This is a genomic window from Streptomyces sp. SM11 (assembly GCF_002910905.1).
GTDB lineage: Bacteria > Actinomycetota > Actinomycetes > Streptomycetales > Streptomycetaceae > Streptomyces.
The window spans coordinates 14,280-27,375 of the sequence record NZ_NEUE01000293.1 but is presented as its reverse complement, the minus strand read 5'-3'; the positions used below and the strand labels follow the sequence as shown (position 1 = coordinate 27,375).

Sequence of the window (13,096 nt, the reverse complement as noted above, 5' to 3'; positions counted from 1 at the left end):
TCGCCCGTGACGAGCAGCCAGCTGTGGACCCGAGCGACCGCCGACCGCTACGACGCCGAGGAGGCCGAGAACTCCTCGGCCGCCGCCCTCGAACCGGCCCTCGCCTTCCTTGCCGAACTGGCCGGAGACGGCCGGGCCCTGGAGTTCGCCATCGGGACCGGGCGCGTGGGCGTGCCGCTCCGGGAACGCGGTGTTCCGGTGGTGGGCATCGAACTGTCCGAGCCCATGGCGGCGGTGCTCCGCCGCAAGGTGGACGAGGAGACGCTCCCGGTGACCATCGGGGACATGGCCACCACCGTCGTCCCTGGCGAGTTCACCCTGGTCTACCTCGTCTACAACACCATCTCGAACCTGCTCACCCAGGACGAGCAGGTCGAGTGCTTCCGCAACGCGGCCCGGCATCTGGTACCCGGTGGCCGGTTCGTCATCGAGCTGGGCGTGCCGCCGCTGCGGTTCCTGCCGCCCGGTCAGGTCGCGGTGCCGTTCGACGTGTCCGAGCGGCACCTCGGCTTCGACACCTTCGACCTGGTCGAGCAGACCCTCGTCTCACACCACTTGACCCGAGACGGCGACCACAGCCACTACCGCCGAGCCGCCTCCCGGCACCGGTACGCCTGGCCGGCGGAGCTCGACCTGATGGCCCGCATCGCCGGGCTGGAGCGGGAACGGCGCGTCGCGGACTGGGACGGGGCGCCGTTCGCGGAGGACTCCGGCAAGCACATCTCCGTGTGGCGCAAGCCGGCCTGAGGCCCGCCGGTCCGGAGCACCGACGAGCCCCCTGCCTCGCGGTCCGCGAAACAGGGGGCTCGGGGAGAAGGAGAGGGCGGGTTACTTCTTCTTGCCCTGGGTCTGGCGGGCCTGCTTTCCGGCCCTGGTCACTAGGGTGCCCGCCTTATCTGACCTGCGGTCGGGCTGTCGTCGTTGGTCGTCGTTGGGCGTTGCTTGTCACCCTCGGAGGGCCCAGAGAGGGCCCAGCGGAGATGCCCCGGCTGCTGTGTCGCGAAGAGGAGCAGTCACCGCCGATCCACCGACGGCACCGTTCGGACGACTGTCAGTAACGCTGCCATGTCGTCGGTGAGCACATGCCGCGTTATTGCAGCTCGCACAGAACCGAACGTTCAATCGATTTGGGTTCGCCGCTCCTGCGCATGCCGACCCGCGCCTCCATAACATTTGAGTAACGCTCAGTGGAAGTCTGGAGCAACTGCCTACATCGTTCTATTTCATGAAGTCAAGCTGGTCGCTCAACTTTGTCATCGATCATTTGCGCGGTTAGAAACGTCGGGGGTTATGCGTTGCCTGAATACGACTTCTCCACCTTGTCGCCAGTGGATTTTGAAGCGTTGGCTGCCGATGTCCTCAACGCAGAATTTAAAGTGCACGTAGAGTCTTTTGGCCCTGGCCGCGACAAAGGAGTCGATCTGCGGTGTGCATTGGCGGGGGCGGACGTCATCATCCAATGCAAGCACTATCTGCGGGGAGGTCGTAGCGCTTTGCGCCGATCGGTAAAGAAGGAGGTGCAAAAATGGAGAGGCGCACGGGATGTCAGCCGCTACATCCTCGTTACTAGCGCATCGATGACTGTCGAGTTTAAGGAGGAATTGGCCGGTATTCTACGGCAGCACCTTCCTGTCGCGACCGGCGATATCCTCGGCCGAGAGGACCTCAATGCTCTTTTGCTGCGACATTCAGAGGTTGAGCTCAGGCACTTCAAGCTATGGACTTCTTCTGCTGCGGTGCTCTCTCGGATCATCCACAGTGGCTTGTGGAACCGAACAGAGGAACTGCTGGAAAGCATCGAAAGTCGAGCTAAATTCTATGTTTTAACAGATCACTTTGATCGCACGACCCGTGTTCTAGAAGAACACAATCTCTGTGTTGTTACCGGACCTCCCGGCGTAGGAAAAAGCATCTTGGCTGAGATGGTCCTCCTAGCGCACTGGAAAGAGGGGTGGCAAGTTGTGCAAATTAGCGAGGACGTAAAAGAGGGATTTGAACTATGGAACCCACAACAGCCCCAGATTTTCTACTATGATGATTTTCTCGGTCAGACCGACCTGGCTGAAACTACTGGAAAGAATGAGGATCACCGGATTGCACAGTTTGCTGACAAGGTGCGCAGGGCAGCTCCAGGAACCAAGCGCTTCATCCTGACGACGCGCGAGCAGATTCTTCGGAATGCTCAAGAGCGAAGCGACAGAATCAGAAGAGCGGGTGCATCGCTAGTGCCGTCCGAGGTGAAAGTGGAGGATTATTCTGATTACAATAAGGCTTTGATCTTCTACAATCACCTTTATTTCTCGGACCTGCCGCCGGCGGATAGGAAAGCTCTCGTAGACGATCGCGCTTACCTGGACGTAATCAGGCACGCGAATTACAGTCCCCGCATCCTGGAACAGACTCTGCGGTATCAATCGCATGATCTGGATTCCCTTCTGTCCAACTTGCGTTCAAGCCTCGATGACCCGTCAGAGCTCTGGGCAAGTTCGTACAACCACCTCTCACCGGTTGGTCGGAGAGTTTTGTCCATCCTGGTCACTCATCCCCCCAGGGGAATTAGCGAGAGGGAGTTGCGAAAGTGTGTGCAGGCGAAGGAGCCACACACGTATATCCAAGCGCTTAAGGTGTTGGAAGGGACCTGGCTCACGATCTCTAATGAGTCAGTCCAAAGAGCGGCGCTAGCCAACCCGTCATGCCGTGACTTCTTGCTTCATAAAATAAATGGCTCCCCCGCCATGGCGGATGCTGTTCTGGCGGATTTGCAGGATATTCGGCAAGCGCTGATGCTGCTTCGTTACTCCGGGCTTGACAAATATCGCAAGTCCAAGCAAGACGAGCGTATGACCAAGGCCTGGGAAAAATTGGAGTACATGCGAATTGCGCGGGATAGACACGATGTAATGAAAGTCCCAACTGGCGTGGCTAACGAAGGTTTGCGGGAGGCCTTGCTAGAAAATTCTGCTGACTTCATTGCGCAAATCCGTCGCCTCTACGCAGAGCGGGTATCCGTTTGGAAGGCGACAGTGGGAAAGAAGCGAAATGGCTACAGAGTAATGACTCCAGACCCGCGCCCGGAGATGCTATCTACTGTTATTCATTTCATCTCGGATCATGGCACGCCAGATGACATTTCATGGTGCCGATCAGAGGTGGGAAGTCAAGTGTCTGCAGAAGGTGGATCTCCTATCGCCACTGTTGAATCTTACGTGACGTTGGCTGCAAACGTGCAGGTTCATCCGTTCGGCTTTGAAGATCTAGTGCAGGGAATCCTGAAAAGATCATTCGAAGAATTCTTTGATCCGTCCGACGTGGAGCTCTTTTTCGATATATTTGACCCGGCGGAATTTAGTGATGAAATGCGGAATGCTGCGTACGCAGCATTCATGACTTTTGCGGAAAGCGAGTTCGACCATTGGCGCACTGAGTCGGACTATCAGGAATCTAGAAATGCGGCAGACTTCGTGGAGGGTATGGCGGAGAAATTTGACGCTCCTGTGCAGAGCATGCTTGAGGCGTGGAGACAGTCGGCAGATGAGCGAGAGGCTGATGAGGAAGAGTCTCAACGATTCGCTGAAAGCCCCGGATCCTGGGCCACGGGTAAGAGTTCAGCGGCAGACGGTGGTCGAATTGCGGATCTCTTCTCGACCCTCGTAGAGGATTAGGGGGTTAACTTCGCAGTGCAAGGTTGGTGGAACGGCTTTGGGGTGGTGCTGCTTCGGTGCGAGTGATCATGGCCCCGTAAGCTTCCGGCGCGTTGGGTAGTCTGCCAACCTGCCCGGTAAAGCACGACGTTGGGGCCATGATCTTTCGAGGCTCGCGCCAAAGTGGCTCCGCAAAGCTGCAGAGCCGACCGCTCCAGCCACGACATACCCTTTCTCTGGGCATCAGGTGGCTATCTGCTTTTGAGCGCGATATGGGCGCCGGGCGGGCTGAAGCGGGGCGTTGACAGGAGCGCAAGCCCGGCCGGGGGCCGTGCCGCGCTCGGGGAGCGGAGCGACCCGCCTTGATAAGGCAGAGAATCCTGCAACTGGGTCTCGCTCACATGCTGTTGTCAGCCACCGACCCGGTCGACCGCTGGAACAGGGCGCCTGATCTGCGGTGCGGGAGATCCACGATGCGGAGGAGCGTGAACCCCGCGCCTTTGTAGAACCGGTGCAACCCGTTGTTTTCCTTCCAGGCGTCCAGCCGCAACCATCGCTTGCCCTGTGCTGAGGCACGTTCCGACGCCCAGTCGAGCAGCAGGCTGCCGATACCCGCGCCGGAAGCCGCGCGCGTTACGGCCATGCGGTGAACGTAGAGGGCCGCATCTGGCTGATCCTCCGGGGTCCAAAACTCAGGGTCCGCGAAGTTGTCAACCTGGATGGTCGCGATCGGCTTACCGTCCTCGAACGCGAGGAAGCACACTCCCCGCTCAAGGGCCTCCGTGATGCGGTCACGGTGCGGCGGGTACTGCCACTGGTCGATGCTGCGCGAGGCGAGCCAGGCTGATGCCTCGCGCAGCATCGATTCCACCACGCCCAATTCGTCAGGGCGGCCGGCGCGGACGAGCAGGTCTTTCATGCGTCCTCGTTCGGCTCTTCGCGCTGTCGCTCGTACGAGATCACATGCCTGTCGCCCGGGAGCACAGTCACTGCGACTCTCACAGGTTTCCCCTCGGCTGTGTGGCCGGTGACAACATGAATCCCGACCGGCGTCCCGGGGCCCAGGTCGAGTCGATGCACCTGCTCTGGGGTGGGCATGCGGACGTACAGCTCATCTAGGGCTCGCTCCTGCCGGTACCCGAGCTCGGCTAGAACCTGGTTGGCGCCGCGAGCGATGTCCTCCGGGCGCATGATCTCCGAATCCCGTACGAGGGCGAGTGGGAAGTAGCTGTCGTTGATGTTGAACGGCTCCCCGTCGAGGTAGCGCACTCGTTTCCGCACCGCGACCAGCTCGCCCGGTTCCAGCCGGAGCCTCTTGGACACTTCATCCGGTGGCTCCACGATGGCCACCTCGATCTCCTGCCGTGGCTCGCGTCCCTCAGCCGCGTACTCGGTCGTGAAGGCGTCCATCTCCGGCGAGTACGGCCGCTTCCGGAACTCCGCTTGGGGGCGGAACACCATTGGCCGCCGGCGGCGGACGAAGTGGCCCTGCGGACGCGCCGATACGACGAGCCCCTCGTTCACGAGCAGAGCGAGCGACTTGCGCACGGTCTCTCGTGACACGCCGTACTGCTCGCGCAGCTCAGCTTCAGTCGGGAGCTTCGCATCTGGTTCGAGCTTCCCGGACGTGATCTGCTCCCGCAGCGCGTCCGCGATCTGCTGATACATCGGGTTCCGCCCGAGACGAGTCACTGTCATGCCTCCCATGGAAGCCGCTTGTCGGCTCCATTGTCTAGTCAATGTGGCCAATGCCCTTGCGGTCCGCTAGCCGCTCTGCCAACATCCTGTCTGTAGCCATTGTACGGACAATGGCTACAGCGCATCGGGCATCTCTGTGCTTGTTCAGGGCTGCTCGGGGCGAAGGGGCCCGGGACGGATCGGGCCGAGGGTCCCGGATCCCTGGTCAACCGGAGGGCTTAGACCGAAAGGTCACGTCTCCATACGCCTACCCGGGAGCTCGTGTTCCCGAAGGAGACATCCGCACGTCAAGACCATCCGCAGTGCCCATGACCGCTGCGGCCGGTTGCCTCCCCCGCCCGTCCGCCCCTCTGGGGTCGTACGGGCGGGGCTGAGGGGAGCCGGTTCCTGGTTCCAACGGCGAGAACCCCCGGAGCAGCAACTCCGGGGGTTCGTGTTGAGCCGTTCCTTCCTGAGAGGAACAGACCCATGAAGAGCATCGCAGCACTTCAGGCGGCCGTTACGGCCGCCGCCCCGTTCGAGGGTGAGCCGTCGGACGCGGAGCTGGACGCGATCGACAGGGAGATGCCGCTGATCCTGGCGGACGTCGTTCTGCTGGACGCGCAGATCATGACCATCGACCGCACTCCGACCGAGCTGGACGAGCGGCGTATCCGCCGGGCCCGCCGGCGGGTGCTGGCCGCCCGCCGGGACCTGGCCAACCGTGCCGTTCAGGCGGGCGGTGCGGCATGAGCGCGGCTGACGCGCTCACGGCGCTGATGTCGGTGAGCCGGACCACGGGCCGGTGGCGGCTGTTCGTTGTCGTTCTCGGGGTGCCGGTCTCCCAGTGGCCCGAGTACGTCCTTGACGGGGACGCGGTGCCGAGCGTTCAGGACCGTTCGCGGGCGCTGGAAGCGCTCGGCTACGCGTTCACGGACGCTCCCGGCTGGGAGTGGACCGAGGACCACCTTCCGAGTGACGACGCTGCCGGGCCGGTGCGCCTGATCGCTGCGGCACGGGTGCGGGAGGTGGCGTCGTGAACGCTGTTCAAATCCGTTCAGCGGAGAAGGCGCTGTCGGTCGGCACGTGGCTGATCGTCGGCGGCGCGATGCTGTTCTCCATCCTCACGGTGACGCCGCTGATGGAGCGCCACAGCCCCAAGGGATGGGAGTGGACGGCCCCGATCCTGCCCCTCGTCGTGGACGCGGCGGTGGTGATCGTGGTGCGGCTGGATGCGGTGCTGGCCGGGATGGGCGGGCACGGTGGCCGGTGGCCCATCGCTCTGCGGTGGATGACCGGCTTCATGACGCTGGCCCTGAACGTCGCGGACTCCGCGCTGAAGAAGGACCTGGTCGGGGCCGCTGTCCACGCGGTCGCACCGCTCCTTCTGATCGTTACCGCAGAGACAGGGCTCGCCTACCGGCGGGCCATCACCACCGCCCAGGCGGCCCGCGAAGCCCAGCTCAAAGCCGAGCGCGCTGAGCGCGAGCGGGCCGCCACCGAGCGGCGTGAGGCGCAGGAGCGGCGGGTCCGTGAGGAGCGTGAGCACGCGGCGCAGTTGGCCCGTGAGCAGCGTGAGCATGAAGCGCTGATCGCCCGTGAACAGACCGCCCGAGAAGAGGCGATGCGGCGGGAGGAGCGCGAGCGGGCGGAGGCGCGGGAGCGGGCTGAGCGTGAGGCCCGTGAACGCCGTGAGCAGATGCGTGAACAGCAGCAGGCCGAGCGTGAACGCCTTGAACGCGAGGCCGCCCAGCGCCGCGAACGCGACCGGCTGGAGCGCGAGCAGGAGGCGCGCCGGCAGCAGCAGGAGCGGGCCGAGCGGGAGGCCCGTGAACGCGCGGCGCTCCTCGCCGCTGGTCCGGTGAACGAGAAGCTGCCCGAGGACAAGGCCCGGCGCGTCGTTCACGCCTCGTTCGGTGAAGGGCTGCCCGTGCGGGCGGCTGCGGACCTGTGCGGCTGGTCGATCGGGTGGGTCTCCGCCCGCTACCAGGAACACCGCGACGGCGCCGGACTCGTGCTTGAAGGCGCGTCGTCGTGAGCGCGCTGCCCTGCTACCGGTGGCGTCTCGCCCCCGACGGACTGGCCACCCGCCGTCAGCTCCGCGCGCTGGGGCTGCGGCCGGGTGGTCAGGACGTCGTCGCCGAACTCCACCGGCCTCGGCGTCGCCGGGGCCCGCTGGTCGCCTACCTCTACCGGCTCGACCGGGCCAAGCCCGTACGCCCCATGACCCCCGCCCGCGCCGCTGCTCTGGCTGCGGCGATGCTCGCCCGCCGCACCTGCCCCAACTGCCGCACGGACGTGGGGTATTGCATCCCGCGTTCGCTCGGCATGTGCGTCACCTGCCACGACACCCCGCCCATCCGGAAGGACACCGCCTGATGAACGCCGCCGAGTACCGCGCCGCCGCCGAACGCCTCCTCGCCAAGGACCGGGACCGCTACCAGGCCATCACCCCCTACGACTTCCGCAAGGCCGAGATCCTCGCCCAGCTCGCCGTGTCCGCCGCAACCTCCGAGGCCACCGAGACGCGCACCTCGCAGCCGACGGACGCCTGACCAGCACCGCCCCGGCCACCCGACGAACGCGGGGGTGGTCAGCCGGTTCGACTCCGGCCCGGGGCACTCCCGCACCGCCCAACCGACCAGATCGGAGAAAGGCCATGCAGCACCTCCCCACCCCCGCCCTACAGGTTCCGCCCGGCTGGCCCACCGCGCCGGCCACCCCCACCACCGGCACGGTGCAGCTCCACTCCGAGCAGACGGGGACGGTCGTCTACGTCCCCGGCCCGGACGGGACCATGGTGGCCGTGCTCCGCGAGCACCTGCCCACCGCCACCGCCGTCTACCAGCCGCGCGACCTGACCCCGCAGCTGTTGTTCGACCCGCGCGCCCAGCGCATCGCCGCCGGTGGCCTGCTGGCCGGTGGCGCGGGCTGGGGCGCCGGTCAGCTCCTCCTCGGGGCCGGTCAGCTCGTCAGCGCCGCCGCCGGTCTCGGGTCGCTCGTGATGTGGGCAGCAATCGCCGTCGTCGCCTCCCGCATCGGGTCCGTCGTGCTGAGTGGCGGGCGACCCGCGACGGTGCATCACACCACCGTTCACAACCGGTGGTTCGGCCGCTCCACCCACTGAAACCGCCCAGCGCCCCGCAGGGCGATCGGGGCTCCTTCCGGGTGGGTTGAGACCCCCCGGGCCCTGTTCGGCCGCCAGGACCCCCGTAGCGACGCAGGGTGACGGAAGTTTCCCGTCTCGCGCGCACACGCGTAGGGGCCCCGCCGGAAACCAGGAAACCGGAAACTCCATCACCGCGCGTACACACACCCGCGTGTGGGGGCGGGCCATGCCGGGCCCGCCCCCACCGACTCATAGCCCTTGGAGAGGAACCCGTGAGTCAACCGTCAGCCTGGCAGACCCACCGTCAGTACGCAGCCACCGCCGCCCGCTGGACCGTCGACCGCTGGGCCAAGGAATCCGTCCGCCGCCGCACCCTGCGCGCCGACCGCAAACCGCTCGTCCGCGACGCCCGGCGGGCGCTCGCCAACGCACGGGCGATGGACCCCAACGGCATCACCACCGCCGTCCACACCGCCGAACGCGCCCTGGCGACCACGAAGCGATCGGTGCCCGACCCGCTGTGGCTGTTCGCCTCCAAGGGCGTCATCGTTGCCGCGGTCGGCGCGTACATCGGCCTGCCCCTCGTGCCCGGTCGGGTGTGGGCGTGGTCGGCGCTCGCGGTGACCGTCGCCGCCGTCGGCGCGATCGTCTGGGCCGTCACCCATCGGCCGCCCGCGCCGGACATCGAACCGACCGCCGAGGAAAAGGCGTTGATGAAGCGGCTCCAGCCCGAGCACTGGCGCGAGCACGCCGAACACCGCGGCCTGTCCGGCACGCTCACCGCCCGCCCCACGCTCACCGAGTCCGGCATCGTCTGCGCGATCCGCCTCGACGGCACCTGGACCGCGACCAAGCTCCGCGGGGCCGACGACCACGTCCGGGCGCTACTGGGGGCCCGCACGGATCTCCGCATCGAGACCAAGGCCGGGAAGAAGGGCGGGTGGGCCGAACTCACCATCCGCACCCGCTCCGCCGCCGACGGCATCGACCTGACCGGGTGGGAGCCCGGGGCCCCGTGGGGCATCGACGCCGTGACCGGTGAAACCGTGATGGTGCCGCTCGGCCGGCGGATGCTCATCGCGGGCACCTCCGGATCAGGCAAGAGCTGGTCCACCCGCGCGATCCTCGCGGAAGGATCGGAGTACCCCGACCACCGCCTTGTCGTCCTCGACATGAAGCGCGTGGAAGCCCTGAACTGGGAACACCGGGCCCGCACAGCGGTCGCCCCCGACGACATCCTGACCGTCACTGACGAACTCGTCGCCGAGATGCACGAGCGCCTGGCGCTCATCCCGCGCGGTCACGACGTCGTGGCGATCAGCCCCCAGCGGCCCCGCATCACGGTGTTCGTGGACGAGGGCGGGGAGCTGATCGCAGCCTCCTCCGCGAACAAGGCTCACGGCCGGATCATCGAGAACCTGCGAACCCTGGCAAGGATGGCGCGAGCCGCGGAAATCATCCTCGTGTGGGCCACCCAGAAACCCACCATGTCCGGCGCCGGGGCCGGTATCGACTCCCAGGTCGCAGGACAGATCACCTACCGCGCCTCCCTCGCCCTCAGCACCTCCGGTGAGGCTCAGGTCGTCTTCGGCAGCGACGCCATCGAGAAGGGATGGCACGCACACGAACTCCCCATGCCCGGCGTAGCACTGCTGCGCTCCTCACCCAAGGCCCGGCCCCACCACATCCGCACCCGGGCCTTCTCACCCGCCGACGTCATCGCCCTACCCAACCGGCCCATCTGGTCCCGTGCTACGGCGGCAACCAGCCCCGTGCCCGCGGCGCCGCTCACGCTCGTCAAGCCGCCCGCCCCCGCTCCGGCCGTGCCGGTGGCGACTGCACCGGCCGCGGGCAGCGTGGACGACCGCGTACTGACCGCGCTCCGGGCCGGAGCGGTCCGCCAGGCCGACATCGCCACCGCCACCGGCCTGCCCAAGGGCACCGTGTCCAAAGCCGTCAAGCGCCTCACCCTGGCCGGACACATCACCCGCAACCCCGACGGCGCACTCACCACCAACCGCGCCGCCTGACCCGACCCCCAGGCACGACCGAGGGCGGCCCCCATCTCGCCAAAGAACCGGGGCCGCCCTCGTCTGCCAGTGCTTCTCACAGAACTGGAGAACCCCAGCATGACCCAACCCACCACCATCCCGCGAGCATCTGGCCACAAGTCGCCCTTACCCCGTCATCTGTCCGTTGCCCTCGACCTGGCACAGCACGGCGTTCCGGTCCTGCCCTTGCGGGCCGGGAAAGTCCCGTTCGGGAACTGCCCCGCCTGCCGGGGCAACACGTGTGGCGGTCGGCCGAACATGAAGACCCCCGGCCCGTGCGACTGCCCGCGGCCGTGCCACGCCTGGGCCGCCGCCACCACCGACCCCGCCACCATCACAGGGCCCGCATGGGTACCGGCCTGGAGGCAGGCGGCGGCGGTGGCCTACCACCCCGGCGGTACCGGGCTGACCGTGGTCGACCTCGACCACGCCGACGCCGTCGCCTGGGCCCGCCGGTCGCTCCCCGCCACCCGGACAGTGCCGACCACACGGGGTGAACACTGGATCTACCGCGGGGCCATGCAGTCCGCGAACGCGGTCCGTGACGGCGTCGACATCAAGTCCACGATGGTCTACGCCCGTTGGCTCGGGCCCGGCAACGGCACCATGGCCGCCCTGCCGGACACCGTACGCGCGCTGATCGTCAAGGAACCGTCGCCGGTCCGGTCCATTCCGCGCAGCGTCACGGTGCCCGCCCCGGTCGGTGGCGGGGACTGCCCTCACCGGGTCCCCACCTATCTGGACCGCGGCATTGCCATGGCAGAGCAGCGCATCACCGGGGCAAGCAGCGCGGTCCACGCGACCGTCTACCGGACGTTCCTCGCGGTGCTGTCCGCGCACGGCCGGTGCGGCTGCCTCACCGAAACCCACATGGCGCGGCTGTTCGCCGCCGCGCAGGCCAAGGGCGAGAGCCCCCGGCACTGCACGGACGCCTGGGCCAATGCCCTCACCCGGTTGGGACTGTGACCATGGCTGACGACGAGAAGAACCCCGCCCGCGAGATCATCACCGACTACGCGCAGTCGCACTTCCGGTACTTCCGCACCGCCGACGGCACCGTCTACGCCCAGCGCAACGGGCACCCGGTCGCCCGGCCGATCCGCTCCCAGGGCACCACGGGAAGCCACCGGCAGGAACTCATGGTCGGCATGTTCAAAGACGGGGTCGGCGTCTTCAACGGCACCGCGCTGAAAGAGGCGCTGGACCTGATCGAGGCGCTGGCGCTGACCGAGGACACCCAGGCCGTGAACATCCGCGTCGCCCCTGGCTTCGACGGGGCCACGTGGCTGGACCTGGGCCGTGACGACGGGCAGTCCGTCCGCATCCACCCCACCGGCTGGGACATCGCCATCCCTGACCCGCGGGAGGTGTGCTGGCGGCGCACCCAGCTCACCGGAGAACTCCCCCTGCCGGCCAAAGACACCGACGGCAAGGGAATCGACCTCCTGATGCGGCTGTGCAACTTCGCCAACGCCGAAACCGAGTGCCTGGCCATCGCCTGGCTGATCGGCTGCCTGGGCCCGTCAGTGCCCGTCCCTGCGCCGTTTCTCACCGGGCCGCAGGGCGCGGGGAAGTCCACGGGTGGGCGGATGCTGGTGCGGATTATCGAAGGGATGAGCGGGGACCTGCGGCGGGCGCCGAAGGATGAGGAGAACCTGATCGCGGCCGTGGCCGCCGGGTGGGTCACGGCGCTGGACAACCTGTCCCACATGAGCCCGGAGCTGTCCGACGCCATGTGCTGCATCGTCACCGGAGCCGAGTCCGTGAAGCGCGCCCTGTTCACCGACGGCGACGTCTTCCGCGTCGGCTACCGCCGCCCCCTCCTCCTCACCGGCATCGACGTCGGAATCATCCGCCCCGACTTCGCAGAGCGCCTCCTGCCCCTGCGACTGGAGCGGCCGACCGTCCGGCGCACTGAGGCGGAACTGTGGGCGGAGTACGCGGAGGTGTTGCCCGTCGTCCTCGGCTCGCTCCTGGACCTCACGGTCAAGGTGCGTGCCGCTGAGGCGGAGACGCCCACCGATCTGCGGATGGCGGACTTCGCGCACCTGTGCGCGCAGCTGGACACCGCCACCGGGCTTGGTGCGCTGGCCGCGTACCGGGCGAGTCTGGACGACCTGAACGACGACGTCATCGAAGGCGACCTGTTGGCGCAGACCGTTCTGCAGCACGCCGACACCATGGCGCCCGGCGCAGAGCAGCGGATGACGTCGACGGAGTGGCTGCACTGCCTCAGCCGCCTCTACTGCGGCGACGAACTACGCGCTCTGCCGAAGGGGTGGCCGACCACGGGCAAGGTGCTCTCCGACCGTCTCAAGCGTCTGCAACCCACTCTGGCGGCCCGGGGCGTCCTCATCGACAGCGGACGCACCAAGGCGGGCCGGTACCTCGAAATGACCCGCCAGTCCGCGTCCCCGCCGCCCGAGCAGGCAGCCGCGTTCTGACACGTACCACCCGGTCGACCCGGACAAGCAAGAGGAGCACTCCGCGCCGGGTGCTCCTCTTGCTGTTCGGCGGAACGCCGCCCAAGAGGCGTGCCCGAAGGGCCCCTCACTTCGACTGAAGGATCACTGCCACTACTACAGACGCCCCCCTCTTTTTCCTAAGTAGGGAAGCTC

General features: G+C 66.7%; 13 protein-coding genes. 11 read left to right on the top strand and 2 right to left on the bottom strand.

The genetic code is table 11. The features are described from left to right. Positions 1 to 6: 6 nt before the first annotated feature. Positions 7 to 747 (top strand): class I SAM-dependent methyltransferase, encoded by a 741-nt coding sequence (locus B9S58_RS32225; protein ID WP_103535441.1) that lies wholly within the window; start codon positions 7 to 9, stop codon positions 745 to 747. A gap of 581 nt (positions 748 to 1,328) precedes the next feature. After that, on the top strand, positions 1,329 to 3,662 hold the full coding sequence (locus B9S58_RS32220; protein WP_181009532.1) for a restriction endonuclease: 2,334 nt from the start codon (positions 1,329 to 1,331) through the stop codon (positions 3,660 to 3,662). 376 nt (positions 3,663 to 4,038) lie between these two features. On the opposite strand, the gene B9S58_RS32215 is transcribed toward B9S58_RS32220, so the two are convergent. Both B9S58_RS32215 and B9S58_RS32210 read right to left on the bottom strand, forming a co-directional pair. Further along, positions 4,039 to 4,560, bottom strand: coding sequence for a GNAT family N-acetyltransferase (locus tag B9S58_RS32215; RefSeq protein ID WP_103535439.1), 522 nt, complete (start codon positions 4,558 to 4,560; stop codon positions 4,039 to 4,041). Next, positions 4,557 to 5,309: a GntR family transcriptional regulator gene (locus B9S58_RS32210; protein ID WP_103535438.1), complete on the bottom strand. Its 753-nt coding sequence runs from the start codon at positions 5,307 to 5,309 to the stop codon at positions 4,557 to 4,559. The genes B9S58_RS32215 and B9S58_RS32210 overlap by 4 nt, the downstream gene beginning before the upstream one ends. Positions 5,310 to 5,807: 498 nt before the next feature. Here B9S58_RS32210 and B9S58_RS32205 point away from each other — a divergent pair, with 498 nt between their 5' ends. From B9S58_RS32205 to B9S58_RS32170, 9 genes are all read left to right on the top strand, one after another. Further along, on the top strand, positions 5,808 to 6,071 hold the full coding sequence (locus B9S58_RS32205) for a DUF6284 family protein (protein ID WP_103535437.1): 264 nt from the start codon (positions 5,808 to 5,810) through the stop codon (positions 6,069 to 6,071). After that, the gene (locus tag B9S58_RS32200; protein ID WP_103535436.1) at positions 6,068 to 6,358 is read left to right on the top strand and encodes a DUF6303 family protein; all 291 of its coding nucleotides are present in this window, start codon (positions 6,068 to 6,070) and stop codon (positions 6,356 to 6,358) included. Before B9S58_RS32205 ends, B9S58_RS32200 begins: the two co-directional genes overlap by 4 nt. Next, positions 6,355 to 7,356 carry a DUF2637 domain-containing protein gene (locus tag B9S58_RS32195; RefSeq protein ID WP_103535435.1) on the top strand — a complete coding sequence of 334 codons (1,002 nt, stop codon included), beginning with the start codon at positions 6,355 to 6,357 and terminating at the stop codon, positions 7,354 to 7,356. The genes B9S58_RS32200 and B9S58_RS32195 overlap by 4 nt, the downstream gene beginning before the upstream one ends. Next, entirely contained in the window at positions 7,353 to 7,697 is a 345-nt protein-coding gene (locus B9S58_RS32190; protein WP_103535434.1) for an RRQRL motif-containing zinc-binding protein, read from the top strand. Before B9S58_RS32195 ends, B9S58_RS32190 begins: the two co-directional genes overlap by 4 nt. Beyond that, positions 7,697 to 7,873 (top strand): hypothetical protein, encoded by a 177-nt coding sequence (locus B9S58_RS38320; protein ID WP_181009531.1) that lies wholly within the window; start codon positions 7,697 to 7,699, stop codon positions 7,871 to 7,873. The genes B9S58_RS32190 and B9S58_RS38320 overlap by 1 nt, the downstream gene beginning before the upstream one ends. A 104-nt stretch (positions 7,874 to 7,977) precedes the next feature. Further along, positions 7,978 to 8,445 carry a hypothetical protein gene (locus B9S58_RS32185; RefSeq protein WP_103535433.1) on the top strand — a complete coding sequence of 156 codons (468 nt, stop codon included), beginning with the start codon at positions 7,978 to 7,980 and terminating at the stop codon, positions 8,443 to 8,445. Positions 8,446 to 8,699: 254 nt separating this feature from the next. Further along, a complete protein-coding gene (locus B9S58_RS32180; RefSeq protein ID WP_103535432.1) occupies positions 8,700 to 10,457 on the top strand; it encodes a helix-turn-helix domain-containing protein in 1,758 nt (585 codons plus the stop codon). Between the two features lie 99 nt (positions 10,458 to 10,556). Continuing rightward, positions 10,557 to 11,444 carry a bifunctional DNA primase/polymerase gene (locus tag B9S58_RS32175; RefSeq protein WP_103535431.1) on the top strand — a complete coding sequence of 296 codons (888 nt, stop codon included), beginning with the start codon at positions 10,557 to 10,559 and terminating at the stop codon, positions 11,442 to 11,444. Positions 11,445 to 11,446: 2 nt separating this feature from the next. Next, complete coding sequence (locus B9S58_RS32170; protein ID WP_103535430.1) at positions 11,447 to 12,922, top strand: ATP-binding protein; 1,476 nt, start codon at positions 11,447 to 11,449, stop codon at positions 12,920 to 12,922. The last annotated feature ends 174 nt before the right edge of the window (positions 12,923 to 13,096 follow it).